The sequence below is a fragment of the Parerythrobacter lutipelagi genome, from assembly GCF_005434975.1.
GTDB classification, from domain to species: Bacteria; Pseudomonadota; Alphaproteobacteria; order Sphingomonadales; family Sphingomonadaceae; genus Parerythrobacter_A; species Parerythrobacter_A lutipelagi.
The window spans coordinates 1,314,155-1,339,578 of sequence record NZ_SKCJ01000001.1; the positions used below are offsets into that span (position 1 = coordinate 1,314,155).

The window sequence follows — 25,424 nt, forward strand, 5'->3', positions numbered from 1 at the left end:
AACTGGCTCCGCGCCGCTCGGGATCTATGCGCTCCGGCGGGGGCCCATGGAGCCGCTTTCGGGGGCTAGCGCGAGCAACGCCTCGCGGGCAGAATAATATTCACGCCACAGCGCGAGCGCGGGAGCAGTTGCATCCTGACCGCGGGCATTCACCGCCAGCAAGGCGGCGAGGCCGGGCTGCATGACAGCGGCCATGTCGGTCAGGTGGTTCTCCGCCAGCTTGAGGCGTGCACCACCAAGCGACAGTAACTGAGCGACAAAATTGCGTTGACTCGGCCCTGGTTTTTCCGCCGCAAGACCAGCCAACATGGCAATTGCCGCAGCTGCATCCTCCACAGCGGCAAACTGCTTCGCAAGCTGGCTGCTCGCTGCGCGCGCGTTTGCGCCTTCCGGCGGTTGCGCGAATTTGGTTCCTTCACTGCCCATTTTGCCAGCCATAGCGCCAGCCGCCCTACCAAATCGCTAATGTTCCCAGCTCGACCTATCGTAGCCATAGCGCTCGGCCAGATCGCCCGTGGCCGCACGAAGGTGAGCAATGTCATCAGCCGATAGCCGCGATTTCCATTTCCCAAGAATGCCCGACGGGTTGCGCGTTATGTAGGAGCCCGTGCCGGCAAAGTCGCGCCCGGTACCCCCGAACGCTTTGGCGACGAGCTTTGCGGTCGACGAATTCTGCCGAGCGCCAGCAAACTCGAACAGGCGGCTCAGAGTGCCGGGTATGTCAGCTATCAATTCGTCCTGCACCAGAACCAGCGTTCGCGGATCGTCGCGCAGATACGCATCGGCAAAGCCGTATACCGCACGCCATAGCAATCCGGCCTGCACGATGATTGGCGGCGGCGACGCAGCTGCTTGGCGCAAATCGCAGGCAAGTTCGGGGACGGCCGCGAGCAATGGTGGCTGGACCAAGTCGGTGAAGTCGAAACCGTTGCCGGCGCGCATGAAGCTTTCCGCAAATGCTGCCGGGTGGCGAACGGTGAGGATGACTTTCAACCCGTCCTGACGCTGAAGATTCCGGGCTGAGAAGAGAAGAAAAGGGTCTTTGAAAACCGCGCGCTTGCGCGACAGGCGCATTGGCAGTTTGCGCTGCAGATAACGCGCGACCTGCAAACATTCTTTCGAAGTCCGAGCCTCCGAAATCCGGCGCGCGGCAGAACCGGCAATGCCCTCGCCCCGCATTATCCGGATCAGGAAACCGCGCAGTTCCTCGTACTCTGCGCCATCGTAGAACCTGTACCAGCCATCAGGCCGGATCGAATCGTAGCTCAATGTCGGGCTAGCATTGGTCGGCTCATGCACCAGGTGGAAATCGGGTGACGCGCCAAGGATGCGGCCGACAAGTGTCGTCATCGAGTAGTGCGTACCGGTAACGACAACACTGGATCGGAAAAGTTCATCGCGGTCGCTGACACTGGCCATTGGCTGTAACTCTACGCGGTAAGACTTTGCGCTGGCAAGGCGTGAAGGCCTTTGCTAAGCGCGCCCTCGCTTCGGCACCCGTAGCTCAGCTGGATAGAGCGCTGCCCTCCGAAGGCAGAGGTCACAGGTTCGAATCCTGTCGGGTGCGCCATATTCGCGGCGCGGGTTTTGGCTTGAAGCAGTGAAAACTGCTCGCCTTGCCGTGCTTAAGCGTTTCCACTTGCTTTCGCTTGCCACGCCTCCGTTATCACGGCAACTTGGGCACTGGGTCGCAGCGATTTCGATGGGAACGCAATGAGCGGCGGTGAGGACGACACAGGCATGGCCAGCGAAGTATCGGGCGGCACGCGCCGAACCGCCTTCCTCAGCTACACCCGCGACGAGCGCCCGCGCGCGCTCGAGATCATCACTGTACTTGAGCGACAAGGCATCGACGTGTGGTGGGATGGCTTGCTTGCGGGTGGCGACCGATTTGCCGAAACCACCGAACATGCGCTGGAAACATGCGATGCGGTGGTGGTGCTGTGGAGCGAAAAGTCGCTCCAGTCGCACTGGGTGCGGGACGAAGCTACCCGTGGGCGCGATCGCGGGTGCATGGTGTCGATCTCGCTTGATGGATCGGAGCCGCCGCTGGGCTTTCGCCAGATTCAGTATATCGATCTTTCCGGCTGGAGCGGGAAGCCGGACGCGCCGGAAGTCAGCGCTGTCCTGCAAGCGATTGACCATGTCGCTGACCATCCCGGCACGGAGCTGACCTTCGGACAGCGCGCCGTTGAACCCGCCAGACAGGGAGCCACCCGGCGGGGAGTATTGCTGGCGGGCGGCGCCGCCATCCTTGTGGCAGGCGGTGGATTGGCGGTCTGGCGCGGCGGCTTTTTCGAGCGCGCGGCCAGTGCCAACAGCATCGCTGTGATGCCGTTTGAGAATTTGAGCGGGGACGCCGAGCAGGCCTATTTCTCCGATGGCCTGTCAGAAGAGCTGCGCACGACGCTCAGCCTCAACCCGCAGATCGCGGTGGCTGCGCAGACATCTTCCAACAGTTTTCGCGAGAAGGAAGCTACTGCCGACGAAATCGCGACCGCGCTTGGTGTCGCATTCATTCTTGAAGGGAGCGTCCGGCGCTCGACCGATGCGGTCCGGATCACGACCCGGATGATCGATGGAACGAGCGGCTTTCAGACCTGGTCCGAAGCATTCGAGCGCCCGCTGGAAAATGTCCTCCAGGTTCAGCGCGAGATTGCCAGCAAAGTGGTGGATTCGCTGGTGGCGACGATGGCGGATGGAGAGGCCGCCGGCACAGTCCGTATCGGCGGCACCTCCGATGCAGACGCGCTCGATGCGTTTTTGAAAGGCGCAGCGCTGTATGATCTGGCGGCGAGCGAGCAGACTGACCGCCAGGCACTGGCCGAGTTTGAGCGAGCAATCGAGCGCGACCCGGAATATGCTGCCGCTCACGCCGCCCGGTCGCGCGCTCTCACGGTCATCGGCAGTGCCTACACGACCGGGGCCGAGCTCGAAGAGTATTTCGAGCGGTCGATGAAGGCCGCGCAGCGTGCGGTCGAACTCGCCCCGGAACTGGCGGAAGGCCATTCGGCATTGGGGTTTGTCCTGACCAACGGGCAGCTAGACATTGCCGCCGCGCGCGAGCCGTATCAGAAAAGCTTTGAACTGGGTTTTGGCAACGCTGCGATCCTGTCCAGCTTTGCGATCTTCGCTGGCGTAACGGCCAGTTTCGACGATGCACGTGATGCGCTGGCCCGGGCCGAGCGGCTCGACCCGCTCAATCCCTCGATCTACCGGACAGAGGCGATCGTCGAATTTGCCGCACGCAATTACCCTGCCGCGGGTGTCGCGGCTGAGCGGGCGCTGTCGATGAATGACAGGATCAGCAATGCGCATCGCATTCTGGGTGATATTGCCCTGCTCGAAGGTCAGATCGAAGCCGCGCGGGAGCATTACGAGGCCGAGACCACAGAGATTTCCGCACTTCCAGGGCTGATAATTACCACTGCCAAGCTGGACGGAGCCGAAGCGGGCGAGCGCGCGTTTTCGGCGATGGTCGAACGGTTTGGAGACAACAGCCTCTATCAACAGGCGCAGGTGCTCGCGCAGTGGGGCCGGACCGACGACGCGCTCGAAGCGCTGGAGCGGGGCTATGCCGGGGGCGATGCGGGAATGCCGTTGATGTATACAAATCCGTTGCTTGACCCGATTCGACAGACCCCGCGTTTTGCGGCACTCTCTCGCACGTTGGGTTTCGAGTAGGCTCGACAGTTTCTTGATGGGGGAATTTCTGATGAAAAAACTTATATTTGCTGCCGCTGCTCCGGCCCTCGCACTGGCTGCGTGTGCCGAACCGGTTGACGAGTCGACCGAAGAAGTGGTGGCCGAAGAAGTAGCAGAAGAGCCTGCTGCCGACGCCATGGCTGAGGGTGACGCGATGGCTGAAGGCGGAGAAGAAATGGCCGCTGACGACAGCACTGCTGAAGAAGGTGCCGCTGAAGAAGGCGGGGCCGAAGAAGGTGGCGAGGGCGACGGCCAAGGCGGCGGCGTGATCCGCACTCCGTCCGGCGAATAAGAAAGGCAGGACCGGGCGTGGGTGCGCCCGGTCCACCTAGTCCCCTATGACCTCGCCACGCCACTCCACGAGGCGGCGCTTGCTGCGCGCCGGCATGGCGTCGCTCACCGGATTATTCCTGATTGGCGCTCAGGGCCAATCAGGCACGCCATATTCTCCTGCCACTGCATCGACCCGGCAAGTGCCGTCGACCGGGATTATCGATGCCGAGCTGCAGGCTGAAACGAGGCCGGCCTTCGCAGATTTCTACGAATCGCTCAGCGAGCACCAGCAACAGACAGTCGTGCAGTTCGCACAAACACAGGAACGCGGCGAGCGCGGGCCGCTGGTCGAGGAAGTACTTCGATTGCCTGCGCAAGAGCAGGCGCGCTTTGTCTATTTTGTCGGCTTGCTATCGCGCGACGAGAAGGCGCTGGTGGCGAATATGTTGCAAGCGCGCTCGACTGATCGGTGGCAGGGTCTGTTCGAGTTCTTGCGCGCTGCGCCGCCCGAAGAGGTGCGCAAGACGGTACTTTTCAGCGGCAATGCCCGGTACTGCCCCGACACATATGTCGTCGATGGCCACGCGACAGGGGCGGTCTTTCAATGCACGACACCTTCGAAGGACTTCTTGGGGGTTTGGAACACTTCGGTCCAACGGGTAGTGCGCGGCTCCAGAGCCGATCCGGGGGTCGAAAAATGGCAGGCACAGATCCTGCTGACCGAGCGAGGCTACAACGACCGGGTTAGCGCAGACGTGCTCGCAGACATCCGCCGCGTGACCGGTTTCACCGCCAACAAATGGGAAAACTCCCACATCTGCGGCGCGGTTGATATTGGCGGCGGGTGGGTGCTGACCGCCGCTCATTGCCTGACCAATCATTTTTCACCCGATGCGCGTGTTTTCAGAGAGCTTCAGGTCAGGCTCGGCGCGCGACAGCTGGCAAGGGGCGGGAAGCTTTATGCGATTGATGCTGTGGTCATCCACGCTGCCTATAGAAGCGTTCAGGGCGGCAAAGATATCGCGCTGCTGCGTCTGAAAAATGCCGCCGGCCTCCCGCGGCCGGTCAGTGTTTTCAGCAGCGCGCCCAGCACTGCTTCCGGCAACAAGGCGCTGGTCAGCGGTTGGGGCTATACCAGCCCATCGACGCGAGGCAGCAATCTGCTGGATATCAACAAGAATCCGCAACGCCTGTCGGACCTGCTGCAGCAAGCGGAATTGTCTCTCTGGCCGCGCAGCGCATGCAACAACAACGCGAAGTTCAAGCAGAGAAGATATTCGATCACGACGGGTCAGCTGTGCGTCGGCTCGGACGATGGACAGGCCAGTTGCCGTGGCGACAGTGGCGGCCCGTTGGTGGATCGGACCCGTCGCGGCGCACCGCGCCTGCTCGGGGTGGTTTCCTATGCTCCGGGCTGCGCCCTGGAAGGCGTGCCAACCGTATACACCGATGTCAGCCATTATTCGCAGTGGATCGCCAACGCGAAAATCGCCGCAGCCAGCGGCCGAGTTGTCCGGATGAATGATCCATAGGATCAATGCCTTCAATGCGTGATTGCCACCACGCTCCGTGATGCTACACCGCTATGCATGGGAACTGAGGGGGCTTCGGACGGCACAGCGCCGCGCATCCTGCATCTGGGGGTAACCGGCCATCGGGAAGGCAATGCCGCGTATGATGCCCATGCGGCTGAGATAGAATCGGCGATTTCGCGCTTGTTCGCGGCGCTGGAGCAAAGGCTGGCAGGCCAAAAATCAGGCGGGCAATCGGGCGGCCAATCGGGTAGCCAATCGGACGGGGAGCCGCGCGAGGCGCCGACTTTCCGCTTGCTGACCAATCTGGCGCATGGCTTCGACTTGATGGCCGCCGAGAACGCGCTGAAGCGCGGATGGGACCTGTTGGCGCCGCTTCCGTTCGGCAAACAGATCAACCTGGCACTCAACACACCCGGACTTTCGAACGATGAAATCGTGGCGGTGGCAAACGGGGGAATTCCGCAGGACCAGAACGCGCACCGTGAATACGAACGCCTGCATGCCGTCAGCGAACGTGCGCGCTGCCTCGAGCTGGCAGATCAGGACAGCTTCGTGCGCGAAGGTTTGCAGATCCTGACCCGGGTTGCACCAGGATCACGCGCAGCACAGGATGTCTGGCTTCTGGTGGCCGAGCGCACGCGCGCGGCAAGCATGGTGACGATCGAGCAGTCGGATGTGTTGGTTGCCGTGTGGGACGGCCTGTCGCCCAGCGCATCGGGCGGCACACGCGATACCATGACCAAAGCGCTGGCGGCAGAAGTGCCGGTGGTGTGGATCGACGCGCGCAATCCGGCAATGATGCGGATGCTCGCCGATCCGGCGGACCTTGTGGCTGCGTTGGAGAATCCACGGCCCGACGGGCTCGACCTGATCGTCGAGGCGCTGTCTCAGGCGGCGGAAAGCGCGTGGGAAGAAATGGAGCAGGCGCGTGACCATATCGACCCGCTCCACTGGCGCGAGAAATCCTCCTCGCATCTTCATGCCTACCGCCGGATCGAAGCCATGTTCGGCGGCGGCGGGAAAGCGTTCGGATCAATCGTCCAGCAGTACGAAAATCCAGACCGGCCGGATGAAACAAGCCTCGGGCCGGTGCTGCGCGAAATGGAGGCACTGCCCGGGGCGGACCGCGATTTCGTCGATAGAGTGCGGCAGTCGGTGGTGCCCCGCTTTGCCATGGCAGACGGGATCGCCACCTACCTCTCCGATGCCTATCGCGGGGGCATGACCGCAAGCTTCCTGCTATCGGCGGCTGCGATCATAGGCGGCATTGCCTATCTGCCGCTGGTCGGTCCGGAGCTCAAATGGCCTTTCGCGCTGCTCGAATTCCTGATTCTGTGCGCCATTGTGGGCATTACCATTGCAGGGACGCGGGGCAATTGGCACCGGCGTTGGTTCGGCACGCGCCGGGTGGCGGAGTATCTGCGGCACACGCCGATCATGCTGACGCTCGGCTGTGCGCGGCCGATCGGGCGCTGGCCCAAATCGCGCGATGCCAGCTGGCCTGAACTCGATGCGCGGGCCAGAACGATGGTGCCGGGCCTGCCGGCCATGACCATTACCCACGAATATCTCAAAGAGCATGCGCGGCGCGTGCTGCGGCCCTATCTTGTCGGTCAGCGCGATTACCATCGCGGCAAGGCGGAACGACTGGAAAAAGTGCACGCCAATCTGGACCATGTATCCGAATGGCTGTTTGTCGCCGCGATCATTTCGGTCGGCGGTTACCTTGTGCTCAAGTTGCTGGCGGCGTTGTCGTTGATCGATCCTTCGATCCCCGACGGGCTGAGCAAGCTGCTGACTTTCTTCGGCGTTGCCTTTCCGACGCTGGGTGCCGCATTGGCGGGCATTCGGTATTTCGGCGATTTCGAACGTTTTGCGGCCATCTCCGATGTCACTGCGACCAAGCTGGACCGGTTGCGCCGCAGGGCTGACCTGCTGATCGAAGGCGACGAGCGTGACGTGAATTATCATGATTTCGTCGATCTTGCCCATGCGATGAGCGACGTAGTGATCGAGGAAATTGAAAGTTGGCAATCGATTTTCGGCACGAAAAAAATGGCGGTGCCCGTCTGAAGCGGGCAAATCTCCGCTCTTCCACCGGCATTTGAAATCCCGGCTTTCCAAGCCCGCTCAGGCTGTTAAGTAATTTTACAGGGAATCGCAGACTGCGGATGGGGGCTTAGCAGAACAGATGGCGCGCACGCAGCGGATCGACGCAATTGTAGTGGGCGGTGGTCCGGCCGGATCAGCAATGGGCTGGTCGCTCGCCAAACGCGGGATCAATGTCGCAATTGTCGAACGCGCGGTCTTCCCGCGCGAAAAAGTGTGCGGCGACTTCGTCGAGCCGGCAGGCTTGCGCATCATCGAGACCATGGGCTGCACGCAAGCGCTCGATTTGGGCAAGCGGCTGCCGATCACACGCAACCGGGTCTATTACGAAGCGCGCCTGCCATATCACGGCGAAATTCCGTATTACGACGGTGCGCATGGTATGCCGCCTCATGGCTACATCATCCCGCGTGATCAGCTGGATACGGTGCTGTTGCAGAACGCGGAGGACGCCGGTGCAACGGTGTTTCGCGGCACCTCGGCCAAAGCGCTCGAGCGTGAGGGTGGCGCGAACATCCTCACCGCGAAGCAGGGCAAGGAAGAACTGAGGATCGAAGCGCCCGTAGTCGTCGGGGCTGACGGGGTGCAATCGATGGTCGCCAAGGCCAAAGACCTGCGGCGCACCGACCGGCGGCACATTGGCGCGTCGCAGCGGGTTTATCTCGACAACCTCGACATCGAGGAGGGCGAGGCGACGATCTGGTTCGACGAGGACCAGATCCCCGGTTACGGCTGGATGTTCCCGATGAACGGCGGGCGCGCCAATATGGGCATCGGCCTGCTGACCGAAACCTGCGACCGGTTCGACATGTCCGTTCAACAGTGTTTTCGCGACGCTGTCGAGCGGCTGCGCTTTCGCCATCCCGGCTGCCGCAACGCGCGCGTGGCATCCAAGCCGCTGGGCGGTGCGGTGCACATGTACGGCGGGGTGACGCGCAACCATTTTGCAGGCGGGATACTGGTCGGCGATGCAGGCAGTTTTGTCGACCCGATGACCGGAGAGGGCATTACGCAGGGGATGGAAAGCTCGATCCTCGGTGCGCGCAGCGTGGCGGCGGCGCTCGAGGCCGGGCAATTCGGCCAAGACCAGTTTGCCAGCTTCGAACACGATTTCCGCGCCTATTTCGATCCGGCAATGCGTTATCTCGTGCTGCTGGCGCAACTGCTGCGCAACCGGCATTTTCATGAAAGCGTATTCACCGCGACCCGCAAGGGTTTCGAAAAGGCGCAGGTGGAAAGCAGCTTCGGCGAAATCTCCGGAACCAGCTTCGGCGGGCTTAATGTTCAGCCGCTGGCGATGACGGGCCAGCTGCTGTGGAGTCTGGCCGACCATTTCCTGCGCGGCGGTGCGGCGGCATTGACCGATGCGCTGCGCGGCCGCGGGTTTACCGCCAACGGGGCGGTTGAGGACCTTCTCGCCTGGCAGCGCGGTTGGCGCGCCTCGACGGCAGATGACTTGCCGTGGCATATGTCCTGGCTGGGGGACATCGCGAAGGCCGCCGGCGAGCTTGGCCCGTCGTTCCTGATGGACGAGAATCCCCGGCTGCGCGGACCATTCGCTTTTGTGGAGGGCACATCATGAGCACGAAGACCAAGGTCAAACCGAAGAAAGCCGCCTCGAAGGCGAAAAGGCCCGCTGCAAAGAAATCCGCGCCGAAGAGCAAGCCGAAGACAGCCAAGTCGGGTGCGGCAACAGCGCGTAATGCGCTCGCCGCGCCGGAAGTGGCCGTGGTTGGCGGCGGGCTCGCCGGGATGACCGCGGCGCTCAAACTGTTGCAGGCCGGTTTCAAGGTTACTCTGTTCGAGCGCTACGACCGGCTTGGCGGCAACACGTCGTCGCAGGCGGTGAACGGGGTCGAACACGATGTATATCCGCACATGTTCTGCGACTGGTATGCCAATTTCTGGAGCCTCTTCGAGCAAGATCTCGGCCTGAAGCGCGAAGATCATTTTGTCGCGCACCCCGGTAGCATGATGCTGGCGCCGGGATCGGATGACTATGTGAACATGCTCAACCCGACTTCGCTTGAAGCAGTGGTTGCGAACATGAAGTCGGGTTCGATGTCCCCGGCCGAGCTGGTGCTGCTGGGCTACTCGGGGGTCGATCTGGCGGCGCAGGGATTCGATTCCGACGGGCTTAACCAGATGGAAAAGCTCGACGTAAACGGCTTCCTCTATTCGCGCGGCTACGCGACCGAAGCCGTGGCAGAGATGCAGAACTATCTCCTGACACTGGTTTGGTCGATCGACAGTGCGAAGACTTCGGCCCGGACCTACGGAAATTTCCTCCAGCACTCGCTGCGCTTTCCCGACCATTCACCGTTCGACTGGCTGCTGAAGAACAGCCTGAACGCCGGGCTCGTGGAACCCTTGCGGGCGAAGCTGGAAGAACTGGGTTGCTCGATCCGCACCAACGCGGATGTGCAGTCGGTCCGCCTCGATGACGACCAGCGCCCGATGCTGCGCTGGCAGGCGGATGGGGCTAAACGAACCAGCGCAAAGACCTTTGACTTTGGTGTGCTTGCCGTCCCTTCGGCTGTGCTGGCGGACATCGTGATGTGCCGCAAGGCCGGTATCGGCGGCAAACGGATCATCGATTGCGAGCCCGAGCTGGCGAATCTGCGCCGCCTGTCGAGCGCGGCCATCCCGGTGCTCGACCTGTATCTGAAGGAAAAGCTGGACGATTTCCCGATCGACAGTATCGGTCTCGCCGGATCGAATTATGGTCTCACCGCGCTCGATATCTCGCAGTTGTGGCCAGCAGAATTGTTCGACGGCAAGTCCGCACTGATCATCGCTGCGTCCGATGGCGATGCGATCCCGTCCGAAAATCCGCACGAAGCCGCGATGCTGATGCTGGCCGAGCTCGCACGTTTCTATCCGCAGTTCGAAGGGGTGAAGCATTGGGGTGATCCCGACAGCATCATCGACTGGGACAAGTCGCATATGCGGCTGAACCTCGACTACAAGCTGTTCCTCGATGATACCGGCAGCTGGAGCTGGCGGCCCAGGGCGAGCTACCCGGAAGGTCTGCCACGGCTCACCTTTGCCGGCGATCTGTGCCGCACTGATGTCGAGATGGCGACAATGGAAGGCGCAGTTCAGAGCGGCACGCTGGCCGCAGCGGCAGTCCAGGCGCAGGATGCCGCGCAGACCGGCAAGGCACGCGGCAACCCGATAGAAGATGTCCCGCACAGGCTCTATTCCCCGACCACGTTTCGCGCGGCGAAGCTGCTCCTGCTGCCGGCCGCTTACGCCGCCTATTCGCTCGTGGCGCTCAAACGGTATCGCGCTGCAAAGGCTTCGGGCGGCGACCATGCGGGTGAAGCGCTGGCGACCCTAATCGAGGATCTGGCGCTTGTTCCGCCCAAAGCGGCGACCGAGCTGGGGCAGGGCGCCTACTCGTTTTATCGCAGTCTCGTCGATCGGGACGAAGAAGATCCAGGCGATGAGAAGATCGGCCTGAGTGCCGCTGCGCTCATGGTGCTGGGCGAGATCGCGGATTATGCCGCATCGCAAGTCGGCGGCGAGAAACGCGCTGCGCCCGAGACCGCAGCGGGGCAGGCCTTTGAGGGCGTGCTCGGCCAGATCGCCGGTATCGCGGGCAGGGCCTATGGCACCATGCGCGCTGCGGCCGATCAATCCTGTTCGACCAAGCGCCGCTGGCGTGTGAAGCGCTGAAGGAGCTCTGGACTTGGACACAGTCACCAAAGGCATCGTTGCAGACCTCGGCTTCGTCCCGGAGATGGACCGGCTGCGCGAACGGTTATTCGCGTGGATCGCGGATTCCAGCGAGGAAATGCGGCCGCTGCTCGAATGGCAGTTCAACGCCGGATCAAAATACTTCCGGCCGTTGACGATTTTTGGCTGCTACCGCGCGCAACAGGGGGGGGAGATTCCGGACAGCATCATCCGCTCAGCCGCAGTGCTCGAGATGATGCATAACATGACGCTGGTGATCGACGATATCCTCGACCTGTCGGACGAGCGGCGCGGCAAGCCGACCATGCATGCGAAATTCGGCAATCTGCCCGCGCTGATGGCGTCTGGATTTATCGCGGCAGACGGTTTTGCGCTGGTGGCGGATGACGCGCACGATATCCGCCTGATTGCCGATCTCGTCAAACGGTTGGGTGTCGCCGAATGCGCGCAGTGGCGCTTGCGCCGACAACCGCTCGGCGTGAAGGACTGGGAGATGATCGCAGGCGAGGACACTGGCTCGATGTTCGAGACCTGCGCTTGCCTCGCGACGCGTGACGAGAGCATGCGCAAGTTCGGCCGACTGATCGGGATGCTCTATCACGGGTGTGACGACGTGGGCGACGTGAAGGGGCTTGAATCGCTTGGCGGCGGGGGCGAGGAGGATTTGCGCGATGGCATCCTTACGCTTCCCGCTGCTCTGGCGATCGAGGACGAGGATATCTGCGAACTCTTCTGCCGGGAGAATCCCTCCGACGCGGACCTCCAGCGTATTTCGAAAGAGATGCTTGATCGCTTGCCCGACGCCGAAGCGCATCTCGATCAGATCGCGACCGATGCCAAATGGGAAGCACAAGTGAACACCGGCGACCCGGGCGTGCTGCTTGAACTGGTCGATTACACGCGCGAGCTATCGCGCCGGTAGGCTGTGGGTCACGTTGACAGGCGAGCGAGTGCCGCCCGGACCTCGGGCAGCGCAGGGCAATTGCTTGAACTGTCGCATTTGGCGAGCGTTAGCTCGATGGCACGGCGCGCTTCCTCCATCCGGCCCGATTGCTCGAGCAATCCGCCTAGCTGCGTTGCCGCTTCGAGCTCGATCGCCAAAGCTCCCATTTCGGCCGCGAGATCGTGCGCTGAAAGGAGGTCGTCTTCCGCAGCCTCGATATCGCCTTGGGCAACCCGCAGCCCGGCACGAATGATCAGGCTCTGCGGCCGGACGATCCGTTCCTGCGGGTTGGCGACCAGAGCTTGTTCAATTGCCTCGTTCGCCTCATCGAGCCGCCCCAGTCTGGAGAGTATCTCAGCCAGCCGGTTGAGATAAAAAATCATCCCGACGCGCCCATTCGACGCTACCATTTCTTCAATCGACTGGCGGATCACCTCGGCGGCCTCTTCGGTTGGCCTGTCTTCGGCAGATGCCCAGGCCAGCTTGCCGCGCACGAGATGACCGATATAGGCCAGGCCATGCTCCTGCGTGAGATCCAGCGCCGTCTGCGCATGGAACCGGGTTCCGGCATAGTCACGCTGCAACCACGCGAGTGTACTCGCAAAGTGATGTCCAACCGCCGCGGCGTAGGGCTGACCGCTCGCTTCACCGCGGGCGACAGCATCGTCCATTCGTTGCTGAGCCACGTCTTGCCGGGCCCGCATCCATGCCCCTAGCGCACCGATGCCCATGCCAACGATATCGTCCATCACATGCCGTCCGGCACCGGACTGCGCCACGATTTCCTCAAACCGGGCATAGTGGCCGGGCAAATCATGCAGCCTCCCGCTGTAGAAATCGGTCTGCAGCACCGCATTGGCGGCAAAATAATCGAGCCAGGCGGGTCTATCATCATTCTGGATTTCAGAACCCAGCGTGATGACCCGCTCGGCAATCGCATCAGCCTCGCGATAGTCGCCCGAAGTGATTACAGCGCGCCAGAGCTGGGCTTCTTCGATCATCGTCTTGACCAGCAAGCCACCTTCCTTGGCCAGGGCGAGCGCGCGGTTGGCAGCATCCACAGTCTGCGGGTCGGAATAGCCGCGGGTCTGTTGCAACGCGCGGTTGAGAGCGCTCCACAGCCGCAATTCTGCGTCGTAACGCTCCGGCCCCTCGGACAGCATCGTGGCAGCATCGATCCCGCGCTGGAAATGCACCACGGCTTCCTTACAGGCACCGCGCCGATACGCTTCGTCGCCTGCCGCCTGCCACTCTGTCAGCGCTCGTGTGTGATCGCCGGCCTGCATCCAGTGCGAGGCGAGCACCTCGCGCGCAATCTGCGCACCATCCTCTGGCCGCCGGGCAAGCGTTTCCGCGGCAAGCCGGTGTAGAACCTTCTGGCGACGTTTCGGCAAGGTCTCATATGCCGCGTCGCGCACCAAGGCGTGTTTGAACCGATAACTCGCCATCGGCGGTACACCGCGCATGATGAGAAACCGCTCCCTGACGAGATGCGCCAGTGGCGTTTCGAGGCCGGACGGATCATCGGGTGCCAAGGCTGCGAGCAGCGCCTGATCGAATTCCAGCCCCAGAACCGCGGCGACCTGCAGCGTCTCGCGCGTTTCCCCCAGCCGTGCAAGCCGTGCAGCAAGCAGGTCCCGCAAAGTCGGCGGCATCGCATCGGCTGCCTGATCGGGCTCATCGGCCATCAGCCGCGCCAGTTCTTCTGCAAAGAGCGGGACGCCGTTGGCGCGTTCCAGCACGCGGGTGAGGACTGCGTCATCGACCACACGCTCACCCGCCATCTCCGCGACTAGCGCGCGCATTTCCTTCCGGCCAAGCGGGCCGAGCGTCACTCTGAGATGATGCTCGCCTTCGCCCCACGGCGGCTCGAATTCTGGCCGTGCGGTTGCCAGCACCATGATCCGGTCGTCCTGCGCCTGGTCGACCAGCATCTGCACCAGCTCGAGTGTCGAGGGATCAATCCACTGGATATCGTCCACCAGCAGCAGCAATGGCTTGCGCCGCGCCAGCGCAAACGCTGTTTCCACCAGAGCCGACAGCAGCTGGACCCGCTGCTGGTCCTGCGCCGCGCTGGTCGGTTGCACGCCATCGGGCAGCGAGATGCCGATGACCGGCGCAAGCAGCGGCAACAGTCGTGCAGGCAGGTCGCGTTCAGCCGTCTTGCTGCGCAGCCATTCGCCGGCGTCTGCGCTGCGCCCTTCCGCCTGCTGCGCCACGAACTGTCCAATCGCGTGATAGGGCGTGTTGGCGAACAGCGATGCGCCTTGCAGCGTAATCCAGTGGTGCTCGCGGCCCCCCAACCATGCGTGGAATTCCTCGACCAGTCGGGTCTTGCCGATCCCCGGCTCGCCGCGAACCAGCACATGTTGCCCCTCGCCGCTCTCGGTTCGCTCCCACCTTGTCCTGAGCGCTGCAATTTCATCTGTCCGACCGACGAAACCGTGGTTCGCCCCGGCGGCCCAGCCGCGTACGAGTTCGACCCTTTTTCTTGCGTCACCGACCCGAAAGACATCCGATCCGGCGACCGGCTCAAGCTCGAATGCTCCACCGGCGAGCTGGCGCACGGGCTGCGTCACATGCACTGCATTGCCGCTTGCGGACTGCGCTGCGGCTTCGGCACCGGTGGCGCCGTCACCGAACATTTCCGCTTCGCCGCCGGAATCGGCCGTCACCAGCACTGTTGCAGTGTGAACTCCGACCTGCAGCGCAAGATCATCAGGCGTGACCCCGGCAATGCCGCGCGACATGCTGGCGGTTTCCGCAACCAGCGCCAGCGCTGCCCGGATTGCGCGTTCGGCAGCGTGTTCCTGCACCAGCGGGTATCCGAAGGTCGCCGAAAGCCTGTGGCCTGAATATGTCACCCCGCCGCCGAACTGGTCGATTATCGGTGTTGCCAGATCGTGAAAACTGGCGAGCAGATCGCGCCAATCCTCCGGGTCGAGCGACGATGCGAGACTTTCTCCGCCCGCTAGCGAGGCCGCAAGGAAAGTGACCTGGCGTCGTTCGTCGATTGGTGCGGCTGCGGCTTTGTTCTTTTGCGGAAGCCGGGCATCGTCTGTCTCCGCCCGGTCGCCCGATCCCGTGAATTCGCGGACATGCTCGAGAAACGCGCACCATGCAGGATCCGCTTGATCGCCTTGCCAATGCGATAGATCGGGGGTCTGGGTGAGCTCGAACATGATCGGACGCTCACACGGTTCGATCATGCACGGGACAAAAGTTTCGGCGCGCTGAGCCAGGGTGGCTTCCGCTCTGACCCACCGCGAGACGGCCGAGCGAGGCGACCACAGCACGATTACGGCTCGCGCGCTCCGCAGGGCGTTCTCAGTGACCTCGTCATAGACCTGTCCCGCCTTGAGCGACACGTCCCACCACACATCGAGGCCGGCGGCCTTGAATGCGTGCGCGAATAGCGCGGCCTTTTCCTGATCCTCCCGATTGTAGGAGATGAATATGTCGCTCAAACCCCGTGTCCCCTCCAGGGTGGTTGGCGCAACCCTACTACATTTGGGTTGAGGCGCAAATCATGGCGTAGCCCACTCCGGTCAGCCGACTTGCCTCTCCTGCCCTTCCCAATAGGGTGCGCGCAGTTCGCGCCGCAGGATTTTTCCTGAGGGGTTGCGGGGCAGCGCTTCGATGAAATCGACCGATTTGGGGCATTTGAACCCGGCAATCCTCTCCTTGGCATAGGCGATGACGCTTGCTTCATCGAGGTCGCATCCGTCACGCGGTACGATGACAGCTTTTACCGCTTCGCCCCATTTCTCGTCGGGAATACCGATGATTGCGATATCGGAGATATCGGGATGGCCGAACAGCGCGCTTTCGACCTCAGCCGGGTAGACGTTCTCGCCCCCGGTGATGATCATATCCTTGATCCGGTCCTGGATGAACAGATAGCCCTCGTCGTCGAGGATGCCTGCATCGCCTGTCCGGAACCAGCCGTCACCGATCAGTGCTTTTTCATTTTCCTCCGGCCGGTTCCAGTAGCCAAGCATCACGGCATCGCTGCGGATTGCGACTTCGCCGATCGTGTTGGCAGGCAGCGGTTTCAGGTTTTCGTCGAGGATCGCGATATCGGTTCCGGGCAAAGGCTTTCCGGCAGATTTCATCACATGCTCGCGCCCTTTGACGTTCTCAGGCTTGTGGTCATCGGGCGAGAGGGTCACGACGGTGCCGAAGGTTTCCGTCAGGCCATACAGTTGCGCGAAATCGCACTTGAGCCGTTCGACCCCTTCCTTGAGAAGATCAAGCGGAATCGGACTCGCGCCATAGGTCAGCCCTTTGACGCTCGAGAAGTCGGCGTTTTGCGCATCGGGATGCGCCAGCAGCAGCCGGATTGCAGCGGGGACGAGAAACATCCACTTGACCCCGTATTGCTGCACATCCTTGATCAGCAATGCCGGATCAAACTCGCGGTGGACGATCAGTTCCTGCGCGCCCAGCGTCGCACCCAGAGCGCTGCCGACGCCGGCAATATGGCCATAGGGCATGGCAAAGACCATGCTGTCCCCCGGATCTGCGGCATACCAGTATATTCCGTGCTTCTTCATCAGCGGCCTGGTGTTGGTGCCGTTGTGATGGCTCAGCACCACACCTTTGGGCAGACCGGTCGTGCCTGAGGTATAAAGCTGGATCAGCGGGTCTTGCGGGCCGACTTCGGTGAAGACCGGCTCGTCCGACTGCGCATCACGCCAGGCTGCGAATTCCTGTTCCATCGAAACAATGCGGCCGTCAAAAGTGACTTGGGAGAATTCGTCTTCGCGAAACAGCACTGCCGCGCCGGCATCCTGCATGATGAATTCGACTTCGGCTGGTGCCAGCCGCCAGATAATCGGGATGAAGACAATTCCGGCACGCGCAGCTCCGAGGCAAAGCTCGACTGCGTGATCGGTGTTCTTGCCGAAATAGGCGATGCGGTCTCCCTTGGAGAGGCCCATCGAAGCCAACCCGTTGGCAATTTGCGTCACATGGCGATCGTACTCGCGATAAGTGGTTGTCCGCTCTCCATGGCGCAGAGCGACCTGATCCGGGCGCTCCGCTGCATGGGCGGCCAAGGCTTCGCCATAGGTAGGGAAATAGCGCTCATCATAGGTGTCGTCGCTCATCCGGCATCCTCTCCGTCTTCACGGGCCGATTCGGTCGGCCCTGTTTGACGCAGACTGTGTCGGTTTTGTTTTGCGACGTAAAGCTGCTGCGTGCTTTCAGGCGAAGCCGCATTCGAGGAACTGAAGCGCACAGCCAGCCAGAGTAGCCGTGCCGTGAGGCAGCGCGCTCTCGTCGACCATCATGCGCGAGGAATGGATCCCGCAGCACTGATGCCAGTCATCGCCTTCCTGCGCGACGCCAAGGAAGAACATGGCGCCGGGCACTTTCTCCAGCAAATAGGCAAAATCTTCTGCGCCCATGATCGGAGCCGGCAAATCGCGCCACTTCGCTTCGCCGAGTGCCGTTTCCGCAACTGTACGCCCAAGCGCAACCGCGCGTTCGTCGCAGATGGTGACCGGGAAACCTTCGGTCACTGTCACTTCGGCCTCCATTCCGTGGGCCTGCGCTATGCCGCTCGCGATCTGGCGGACCAGCTGTTGCAATCTCAGCCGGTTTTGCGGCGACAGGGTTCGCATCGTGCCGCGCATGGTCGCATGATTGGGAATGATATTGTGTGCTGTGCCGGCTTCAAGCTGAGTGATCGTAAGGACCACAGCATCAGCTGCGTTGAACCGGCGTGTGACCGCGGATTGCAGTGCGGTGATGATCTGCGCGGCAGCGGGAATGGGGTCGAGCGTATCGTGCGGCATCGATGCGTGGCCGCCCTTGCCCGTTACGGTGATATCGATCTGGTCCGCCGCCGCCATAAGCGCGCCGGCACGTCCGGCGATGACGCCATGCGGGGCGTTGGGCATGATATGGAGCGCAAAGGCGGCATCAGGCAGCGGATCGATCAGCCCGTCATCGAGCATGTATCGCGCGCCATGGAAGCCCTCCTCGCCGGGCTGAAACATGAATTGCACCTCTCCCGCAAATTCGGCGGATTTCTGCGCCAGGAGCTCGGCCGCGCCCGCCAGCATCGCGGTGTGCGTGTCGTGGCCGCAAGCGTGCATTCGGCCAGCAATGGTTGAAGCAAATTCGAGCCCCGTTTCCTCCGGCATCGGCAATGCGTCCATATCGCCGCGCAGCAGGACCCGTCTCCCTGGTTTGGCCCCTTTCAGCGTTGCGACCATGCCGGTCGTCGATCCGCCTTCTTTCCACTCGAGCGGCAAATGCTCGAGCGCCTGACGCACTTTCGCGCTCGTCTTCGGCGTCTGCAGGCCCAGCTCCGGCTCGGCATGAATGGCGCGGCGCAGCGCCACGATGCGGTCTGACAGATGACGGGCTGATTCGAGCAGGTCTGGATGCAACATGTTCCCGCCCTATCCCAAACCGTGTGCCCAGTCGGCAGAAAAAAGTGGTTTTCGCAGCTGCAAAACGTCTAAAGCGGCGCTCGATGGCTCGACCCGACCCTCCCCGATTGCAGGAATCACACGCGAATTCGCCTGTCGTGGGCGTGATTTACAATCCGCGCAGCCATCGCAACCAAGGCAAGGACCTCGACTTCGCTTCGCGAGAAAATGTCCACTTCGCACAACCGCGCGATCATGCAGAGATCCGGTCGACCTTGGAAGATTTTGTCGAGCGCGGCATCGAGTATCTGATCATCAATGGCGGTGACGGCACGGTGCGTGACGTGCTGACCTGCGGAATGGGCGTATTTGGCGACAACTGGCCCGCAATCGCCGTGCTTCCCAAAGGCAAGACCAATGCGCTGAACGTCGATTTGGGGGCGCCCAATGGCTACAATCTGATCGACGCGATCGATGCCTACGAGCGCGGCAGTCGAGTGCTTCGCCGCCCTCTTGTGGTGACGCCGCTTGACGGTGGCGGCACGCCGCTGGCTGGCTTTATCCTTGGCACCGGGGGCTTTACATTGGGGATTCAGGCTGGACAGGACGCGCACCGCATGGGCGCTTTCAACAGTCTGGCGGTCGGCGTTACAGCAGCCTGGGGCGTGATTCAGGCGCTGTTCGGAAGCGATGCCAACAAATGGCGCCGCGGGTCCAGGATGGAACTGTTGATTGGCCCCGGTCGCACGCCGTTGCCGCATACCGGGCATGGATATGAAGGACGGCGCGCGGTGATGTTGGCGTCGACGCTTGAACGTTTCCCGGTCGGCCTGAAGCTGTTCGGCAAGCACAAAACCGGGCTCAAGATCACTGCGATGGACCGGCCGCGCCGCGCTTTGCTGGCCGCGCTGCCCAAAATCCTGTTTGCCGGTCCGGGCGAGAAAGCTGCAGCGCGCGGCCTTCATCAGCATGCGGTCGAGACATTCGAATTTGCCATCGAAGACGATTTCATTCTCGATGGCGAAGCGTTTGCAGGCGGGCATTACCGGGTTGATCCCGGACCAGCGCTGCGCTTCGTCGTACCGTGAACGAGACGCTCGGAAGCCGAATAGCCGCGCGGCTGGATGCGCCTGTCAGGCCCGAGGTCGCGCAATTTGCGGAGAATCTGGCTGCAGCAGCGGGTGCGGATGCGGCGCTGTTTTATGGTTCCAACTTGCGCACCGGCGAACTTGAAGGCGTGCTTGATTTCTACCTGCTCCAGCCAGGCCCGCAGCGCGAGCGGATCTGGCCGCGGGTCAGCTATCACGAATGGGAGACCGGCGGGACCGTGCTACGCGCCAAAGTGGCTGCGATGTCGCTCGAGCAGTTCAGGCGAGCTGCTGCCGGCGATTCCCGGGATACGACGATTTGGGCCCGGTTCGTGCAACCCAGCGCGCTGGTCTGGGCGCGAAGTGCTGATTTTCGCTCGCAAGTCATCGATGCGCTGGCCGAGGCGGCCAGAACGGCCGCCCGGCTGGCTGCCGCGCTGGGCCCGGAAAGCGGATTGGCGGCCGACTATTGGCGTGCGCTGTTCCGCGCCACATACCAGGCTGAATTCCGGGTTGAGAAATCGGGCCGTGAAGACTCGATCCTGTCAGTCAACCAAGCGCATTTCGATGGCCTTTTGCCGCTCGCATGGGGAGCGGATGGAGTGGCGTTTTCGCAGGAAAGCGGCGTTCTTACCCCGCAGATCGAGGCGGCCCGGCGCCGCCAGATCAAGCGGTGGTGGGGGTCACGGAGGCGGTGGGGCAAGCCGCTCAACCTGATACGGCTGGCAAAGGCCAGCACCACCTTCGACGGCGCCGCGCGCTACGCCGCATGGAAGATCGAACGTCATACGGGCATTGCCATGGAAGTGACGCCTTGGCGCGAAAAGCATCCGTTGCTTGCCGCTCCCGGCGTGCTGTTCAAACTGTGGCGGGCACAGCGCAAGCAGTGATGCCGATCACATATAGCGCATCCGGATGGTGATCGAGCTCGGGCTGTCGCCAACCGAAAACTGCGTCTTCTTGTAACTTGGTTTGCCCAGATTGAAGATGTTGATCGACGGATTGTTCGACATGCCCCCGCCGTCCTGCGACAGGTCGGTCTTGCCATTGCCGTTGGTGTCGTGGCGTACGGCGATGCCGTACACGCCCGGCCCCGGCAGCGGCATGCACACCGTCATCGATCCCTTGCTTGCTGGCAGTTCGATGCGATTGATCCAACGGCCCTTTTCCAGCCAGTCGGCCTTCGTGCCGCGATAGCTCTGGACGCGAATGTTTCCGGACGAGGTCTCGATGCCGGTGATATTCACTTTAACGGACGAGCCCGAGCGGCATTTGCCGGGATCGTGGGCAATCTTCTGGCGATATTGTGCGGCTGCCGGACCAGCGAGCACGAGGCCTGCTGCGGCAAGCGCCATGGTCCCGAATTTTAAGGTCTGCTTGATGCTCATGCTCGAAAGTCCCTGGAAATATCTGGCTATGCGGCGCAGTCGCGGCGCCTGAAGAATCTGTGTCGGGATACCCCTGTGTTGCAAACCGGGTAAGCCGCAGCCCCTGAATTGCGCCTGAATTCGAAGGTTAAGCTGCGTTCAAGCTGGTCACGAAACAACGCGCCCCGCGTCCATCGCCACCGTCCGGTCGGCGAGTTCGGACAGGACCCCGCGATGGGTGATGACGAGGATCGTACAGCTTCCCCGCATGGCCTCGATCGCGTCTGCCACTTCCCGTTCTGCCGCGGCATCGAGCGCGCTGGTGGCTTCATCGAGGATCAGCAGGGACGGATCGCGCAGTAAGCCGCGCGCCAGGACGATGCGCTGACGCTCGCCGCCTGAAAGGTGCCGTCCGGAATCGCCAACGGGTGTATCGAGGCCCTGGGGCAGGTCGAGGACGAACGCCGCGTGGGCCCGGCGCAGTGCTGCGTGCAATGCGGCGTCATCTGCGTCCTGATCAGCCCAGAGCAGATTGTCCCGCACCGAGCCATGGAACAGCACCGCTTCCTGCTGGACATAGGCGACACGGCTGCGCCAGCCATGGCGGTCGCCCGGTTGCATCACTTTCCCGTCGAGCAGGATTTCGCCACTGTCCGGCGCGATCAGTCCTCCTAGCACATCGGCCAGGGTGCTTTTGCCGCAGCCAGACGGGCCGGTCAGAGCGATGATGGAATTGGCTGCCCCTTCGAGAGAGACGCGGTCGACTGCGGGCAAGCCTGCGCGGTGCTGGACTGTAATGTTCCGCACTTCAAACGCTTGTTCGAGTGTGTGGGCTTGCGCAGGCCCCGCTCCCTGCTGCTCCCTTGCAGCCTCTGCGGTTTCGATCAGCGCCCTGACTTCGTGCAGGGCTGGTGCAGCGTGCGACCAGTCCTGCCATTGCTCTTGCAAGCCAGCGAGTTGCGGTACGGCCCGCGCGAAAATCGCAATCAGCGGCAACAGCATGGCGCTGTCGAAGCTCCAGCGTGTCACAGCGAACCAAACTATCGCGGCGAGCACGATTGCCCCTGCGATCTGGAGCATCAGCCGGGCGAGGCTCGACTGCGCAATATAGCGGCGCTGCACCTTGCGCATATCGGTAAAGCCGCTTCGGGCTTCCTCGACCATGCGATCTTCGGCTCCGAAGCTCTTGATGATCCGCAACCCGTCGAGTGTTTTCTCCAGATTGCCGAACACGGCCTTGTTGCGCCCCGTCAGCGCCTCGCCAAGCTTGCCGGCATTGCGGCGAAGTCCGCGATAGAGCAGCAGCACAAGGCCGCCAGCAAGCACGCCCGCCAAGGCGAAGAGCGGCGAGATCACCAGCGCGGCCAGGGCAACTGCAACAAGATTGAGCCCTGTCGTGACCAGCGAGAAGAGGCTTGCCGACGCCAGCCCGGCCCGTTCCACCGCAGTCAGCAAAAGCGCGCGATTATCGCTCTGACGCTGTCGCGCGAGGAAACGCCAGTCAGCGGCGACCAGAGCTGCAATCGCCCGGTGACGCAACCCGTCAACGATGCCCATCCGGATGTCGAAAGCGATCAGCTTGCGCAGGAATTCGGCGCAAGCCCGCAGCGCGAGCAGGCCGACGAATATGCCGAGCAGAGTCCCGAGAGAGGGCAGAGGGCCAAGCCATTCCATCGCCCCCGCCAGCTGACCGGTCGCCCGGCCTCCCAGCGTGGCATCGACCAGCGGGACGAGCATGACGAAACCGGCCCCTTCGAGCGCTGCACCCAGAACACTCAACGCGCCCAGCGCCCACAGGCGCGGTCCTCGTGCGAGGCGGATCAGGTCGGAGAGAGTTGCGCGCATGGTCGGTGCAAGGCTTGCCCGCAATTCGACCGCGCTGTCAAAGGTCGTTTCGCCCTTCGATCACGGCAACGAATTGTGCGGCGAGTATCGCGCGCGGTATCGCGAGCATGCGCGGCCAGTCCTGCTCGATGTCATGCCCGCCTTGTTCGGGCCATTCGCGCAGCATCCGGTCAAGCCGGTCAATATCGAGAACTTGGCTCAGAAAATCATGGCTCCGCATGGTGTTCAGGGCGGTGCGATATTCTTCCCGCTTACACCCTATTGCTTGGTGCCAGTCCGCATTGTGGCGACCGTAGTCCGTGTTGAGCCGCTGCGCGTCCGGCATGCGGCCTTTGCCCAAGCCCCGAGCTAGCTTTCTTTCCATACCCTCGCTTGCAAAACTCTCTGTCGGCAAGCCGATGCAATATTCGATCAGCGGGCGATAGGCTGTCACGTCGCGCCGGTTCACCCGATACAATTGTTCAAATGCCAGCATGACATCGGCTTTCTCGCTATCGGCAGCAAAATGATCGTGCCTCAACGCCGCCACGCGGTCTGGGGAGAATGTCTGATCCGCCCAATCGGAGCCACTGCCGCGCTCACGTGCGCGCTCAGCCTGCGTCGCCGCCGCCTGCTTCGAAAGCGGAGTCAGCAAAGCAACCATATCGCGCCGTTTCGGGTGAACCAGCGACCTGAGCCCCGATCGTACCGGATGCGGCAGTTGAGGCAGGATGCTGAGTGCGAGCAGTTTGCGGGCCAGAGAACGACTGTCACCAGGGCGGTTGTCCAGAAGTCTGGCAAGTTCGGCCCATCGCCCGCTGCGCGCATATTCAACATAGGCCCACCGTCCATCCTGGCTAAAGCTCTGGTTGGCGAGGTCTGCGACCATCAGCGTATCGCGCCCAAGCCCCTTCGCTTTGGCAAAGACTGCGTGGAAGGCTTCGACATTGGCCAAGCCCGGAGCAAACACTTGCATGGCGCGCAGCATTTCCCGGTTGGTCTCGCCGGTGCGTGCGGTGTCGCGGACAACGAAGTGCGGTTCGATGCGCGTATGCAGTCTGGCGAATGATCGGACATAGCCGGATTCGTCGCTCATCGTGCCCGGCGCGTCCGCCCCTTGCCAATCTGGGCTGGGGGTGAAGGTGATCGATGGCAGCGAAGCGCCCGGTACCATTGCGTCAAGCAGAGCGCAGGCTGCCAGCGGCGAGTCCAGCCCGCCGGACAGTGCGATTGCCGGTCTCTGCGAGATGCGGAGCGCCTTGCCTGCCGCTTCGCACAGCAAGGCATAGGTCTGGTCGGCCGCATCGGGCGGAGCTTCAGTGTGGTCTGAGAGGAACTGAGCCGGATCGTACCAGCGACCGACCGACCATTTGCCCGGCGCGCAGTGTACGACGCTGCCCAACGGCACGGAGTGTATGCCGCGGTACCAGCTGTGTGCCTCGCCATCGCGAAAGTCGTAAGCCAGCTGATCGACGATTTTGTCGTAGTCGAGGACTTTTTCGACCCCAGCAGCAAACAACAAGCGCAGCAGAGGCGAAGCAGCAAAATGCCGATCATTGCTCGCAAAATGCAGCGGTGGCGCATCCCAGGGCGAACGCGACAAGCGCCAACTGCCGTCAACCAGTCGCGCAATGGCTGCGTAGTTTCCTAGCAGATGTGCGTCTGCCTGATCGCCCCACCGGTTCAGAGCCAGTGCATAGGCTTGCCGCGGGTTGTCGTTCGCCTGTTCGATCAGCCAATCCGGGCCGTCGATTGTCCCCAGAATTGCAATATCGAGAGCAGCGCCGGGCACCGCCATACCGTGATCTACGGTCATGAGCGAGGGATCTGCAAATCCTCGCATCTGGCGCTTCAGTTCGGCAGGAGGCTTGCGGTCAGGCCTGCCCCATTGCTGCCATGCGGCGATCAACGCTCAATCCCAATTCCCGCCAGATCGGCGGCTGTCAGGATTTTCGATTGCCGGCATCTTGATCGACCGGAACTGGTCTGCCCGCCACATCGGCGATCGACCCGACGTGCTTGAGCTCGGGTGTAGACCAAGGTTCGGCCTGTGGCATCCTGCCGGTTTTCGAGGCACTTTTCTTGCGCATTGTGTTACTCTACGCCTTCGACCCATTTCGCGCAATGCGCAGCTTAAGATGTTACAATACCCGCGCTTCTTGCATCGTGAAGAAATCGATCAACGTCAGGTTCCAGGGCCGCTCGCTCCATATCGAATTGCTCTGCCAGGGCTGAGATAAGTGTGTCGCGCGTCGGACCTGCGTCCAGCTCACGCCAGATCGCTCGTGCTGTGCCTTCGACCGAATACATCTGTCCATTATCGAGCTGGACGATGATCGTCTCGTCATCGACATCCGTCTCGATGAGGTCGCTGCAGGCCTTGCGGATCTTCTTCATTCGCCAGTTCTAATCGCAAAACCGCTTGGGGGCCATGGGCCGAATTGCGGGGACAGTGTGGAAAAACGCCCGCCACCAGCTTGTGGCAGCGATTCGCG

The 25,424-nt window shown here is 62.2% G+C and carries 18 protein-coding genes and 1 tRNA gene; 10 read left to right on the top strand and 9 right to left on the bottom strand.

The features are described from left to right. Positions 1–24: 24 nt before the first annotated feature. Both E0502_RS06610 and E0502_RS06615 read right to left on the bottom strand, forming a co-directional pair. Complete coding sequence (locus E0502_RS06610; RefSeq protein ID WP_240048892.1) at positions 25–438, bottom strand: hypothetical protein; 414 nt, start codon at positions 436–438, stop codon at positions 25–27. A 24-nt stretch (positions 439–462) separates the two neighbouring features. Further along, positions 463–1,419 carry a sulfotransferase domain-containing protein gene (locus E0502_RS06615; RefSeq protein ID WP_137677112.1) on the bottom strand — a complete coding sequence of 319 codons (957 nt, stop codon included), beginning with the start codon at positions 1,417–1,419 and terminating at the stop codon, positions 463–465. Positions 1,420–1,493: 74 nt separating this feature from the next. Between E0502_RS06615 and E0502_RS06620 the strand changes: the two genes are divergently transcribed. The 8 genes from E0502_RS06620 to E0502_RS06655 all read left to right on the top strand — a co-directional run bounded on the left by E0502_RS06620 (position 1,494) and on the right by E0502_RS06655 (position 12,246). Then, positions 1,494–1,570, top strand: a tRNA-Arg gene (locus E0502_RS06620). Positions 1,571–1,713: 143 nt separating this feature from the next. After that, positions 1,714–3,684, top strand: coding sequence for a TIR domain-containing protein (locus E0502_RS06625; RefSeq protein WP_137677113.1), 1,971 nt, complete (start codon positions 1,714–1,716; stop codon positions 3,682–3,684). Between the two features lie 31 nt (positions 3,685–3,715). Beyond that, positions 3,716–3,997, top strand: coding sequence for a hypothetical protein (locus tag E0502_RS06630; protein WP_137677114.1), 282 nt, complete (start codon positions 3,716–3,718; stop codon positions 3,995–3,997). Positions 3,998–4,091: 94 nt separating this feature from the next. Continuing rightward, positions 4,092–5,510, top strand: a complete 1,419-nt coding sequence (locus E0502_RS06635; protein ID WP_161593714.1) for a S1 family serine peptidase — start codon at positions 4,092–4,094, stop codon at positions 5,508–5,510. A 57-nt stretch (positions 5,511–5,567) separates the two neighbouring features. Then, complete coding sequence (locus E0502_RS06640; protein WP_137677116.1) at positions 5,568–7,586, top strand: type 1 periplasmic-binding domain-containing protein; 2,019 nt, start codon at positions 5,568–5,570, stop codon at positions 7,584–7,586. Between the two features lie 118 nt (positions 7,587–7,704). After that, a complete protein-coding gene (locus E0502_RS06645) occupies positions 7,705–9,204 on the top strand; it encodes an NAD(P)/FAD-dependent oxidoreductase (RefSeq protein WP_137677117.1) in 1,500 nt (499 codons plus the stop codon). Continuing rightward, entirely contained in the window at positions 9,201–11,303 is a 2,103-nt protein-coding gene (locus E0502_RS06650; protein ID WP_137677118.1) for an FAD-dependent oxidoreductase, read from the top strand. Before E0502_RS06645 ends, E0502_RS06650 begins: the two co-directional genes overlap by 4 nt. A 13-nt stretch (positions 11,304–11,316) precedes the next feature. Continuing rightward, positions 11,317–12,246: a polyprenyl synthetase family protein gene (locus E0502_RS06655; protein ID WP_137677119.1), complete on the top strand. Its 930-nt coding sequence runs from the start codon at positions 11,317–11,319 to the stop codon at positions 12,244–12,246. A gap of 8 nt (positions 12,247–12,254) precedes the next feature. Here E0502_RS06655 and E0502_RS06660 read toward each other — a convergent pair whose 3' ends face one another. From E0502_RS06660 to E0502_RS06670, 3 genes are all read right to left on the bottom strand, one after another. Beyond that, the gene (locus tag E0502_RS06660) at positions 12,255–15,734 is read right to left on the bottom strand and encodes an AAA family ATPase (protein ID WP_137677120.1); all 3,480 of its coding nucleotides are present in this window, start codon (positions 15,732–15,734) and stop codon (positions 12,255–12,257) included. Between the two features lie 81 nt (positions 15,735–15,815). Beyond that, on the bottom strand, positions 15,816–17,378 hold the full coding sequence (locus E0502_RS06665) for a long-chain-fatty-acid--CoA ligase (protein ID WP_137677121.1): 1,563 nt from the start codon (positions 17,376–17,378) through the stop codon (positions 15,816–15,818). 96 nt (positions 17,379–17,474) lie between these two features. Continuing rightward, positions 17,475–18,671, bottom strand: a complete 1,197-nt coding sequence (locus tag E0502_RS06670; RefSeq protein WP_137677122.1) for a M20 metallopeptidase family protein — start codon at positions 18,669–18,671, stop codon at positions 17,475–17,477. A gap of 83 nt (positions 18,672–18,754) precedes the next feature. On the opposite strand from E0502_RS06670, the gene E0502_RS06675 reads away from it, so the two are divergent. Both E0502_RS06675 and E0502_RS06680 read left to right on the top strand, forming a co-directional pair. Beyond that, entirely contained in the window at positions 18,755–19,738 is a 984-nt protein-coding gene (locus E0502_RS06675; protein ID WP_137677123.1) for a diacylglycerol/lipid kinase family protein, read from the top strand. Continuing rightward, positions 19,735–20,628 carry a hypothetical protein gene (locus tag E0502_RS06680; protein WP_137677124.1) on the top strand — a complete coding sequence of 298 codons (894 nt, stop codon included), beginning with the start codon at positions 19,735–19,737 and terminating at the stop codon, positions 20,626–20,628. Before E0502_RS06675 ends, E0502_RS06680 begins: the two co-directional genes overlap by 4 nt. A 6-nt stretch (positions 20,629–20,634) precedes the next feature. Here E0502_RS06680 and E0502_RS06685 read toward each other — a convergent pair whose 3' ends face one another. From E0502_RS06685 to E0502_RS06700, 4 genes are all read right to left on the bottom strand, one after another. Then, on the bottom strand, positions 20,635–21,126 hold the full coding sequence (locus E0502_RS06685) for a DUF2141 domain-containing protein (RefSeq protein WP_137677125.1): 492 nt from the start codon (positions 21,124–21,126) through the stop codon (positions 20,635–20,637). A 147-nt stretch (positions 21,127–21,273) separates the two neighbouring features. Continuing rightward, positions 21,274–22,950, bottom strand: coding sequence for an ABC transporter ATP-binding protein (locus tag E0502_RS06690; RefSeq protein ID WP_137677126.1), 1,677 nt, complete (start codon positions 22,948–22,950; stop codon positions 21,274–21,276). A gap of 37 nt (positions 22,951–22,987) precedes the next feature. Then, a complete protein-coding gene (locus E0502_RS06695; RefSeq protein WP_137677127.1) occupies positions 22,988–24,745 on the bottom strand; it encodes an asparagine synthase-related protein in 1,758 nt (585 codons plus the stop codon). 317 nt (positions 24,746–25,062) lie between these two features. Beyond that, entirely contained in the window at positions 25,063–25,326 is a 264-nt protein-coding gene (locus tag E0502_RS06700) for a PqqD family protein (protein WP_137677128.1), read from the bottom strand. Between the last annotated feature and the right edge of the window lie 98 nt (positions 25,327–25,424).

Coding starts and splice junctions, on each gene's coding strand:
- E0502_RS06610 (WP_240048892.1), bottom strand. CDS start 438: ATGGCTGGCAAAATGGGCAGTGAAGGAACCAAATTCGCGCAACCGCCG.
- E0502_RS06615 (WP_137677112.1), bottom strand. CDS start 1,419: ATGGCCAGTGTCAGCGACCGCGATGAACTTTTCCGATCCAGTGTTGTC.
- E0502_RS06625 (WP_137677113.1), top strand. CDS start 1,714: ATGAGCGGCGGTGAGGACGACACAGGCATGGCCAGCGAAGTATCGGGC.
- E0502_RS06630 (WP_137677114.1), top strand. CDS start 3,716: ATGAAAAAACTTATATTTGCTGCCGCTGCTCCGGCCCTCGCACTGGCT.
- E0502_RS06635 (WP_161593714.1), top strand. CDS start 4,092: ATGGCGTCGCTCACCGGATTATTCCTGATTGGCGCTCAGGGCCAATCA.
- E0502_RS06640 (WP_137677116.1), top strand. CDS start 5,568: ATGGGAACTGAGGGGGCTTCGGACGGCACAGCGCCGCGCATCCTGCAT.
- E0502_RS06645 (WP_137677117.1), top strand. CDS start 7,705: ATGGCGCGCACGCAGCGGATCGACGCAATTGTAGTGGGCGGTGGTCCG.
- E0502_RS06650 (WP_137677118.1), top strand. CDS start 9,201: ATGAGCACGAAGACCAAGGTCAAACCGAAGAAAGCCGCCTCGAAGGCG.
- E0502_RS06665 (WP_137677121.1), bottom strand. CDS start 17,378: ATGAGCGACGACACCTATGATGAGCGCTATTTCCCTACCTATGGCGAA.
- E0502_RS06670 (WP_137677122.1), bottom strand. CDS start 18,671: ATGTTGCATCCAGACCTGCTCGAATCAGCCCGTCATCTGTCAGACCGC.
- E0502_RS06675 (WP_137677123.1), top strand. CDS start 18,755: ATGGCTCGACCCGACCCTCCCCGATTGCAGGAATCACACGCGAATTCG.
- E0502_RS06685 (WP_137677125.1), bottom strand. CDS start 21,126: ATGAGCATCAAGCAGACCTTAAAATTCGGGACCATGGCGCTTGCCGCA.
- E0502_RS06690 (WP_137677126.1), bottom strand. CDS start 22,950: ATGCGCGCAACTCTCTCCGACCTGATCCGCCTCGCACGAGGACCGCGC.
- E0502_RS06695 (WP_137677127.1), bottom strand. CDS start 24,745: ATGACCGTAGATCACGGTATGGCGGTGCCCGGCGCTGCTCTCGATATT.
- E0502_RS06700 (WP_137677128.1), bottom strand. CDS start 25,326: ATGAAGAAGATCCGCAAGGCCTGCAGCGACCTCATCGAGACGGATGTC.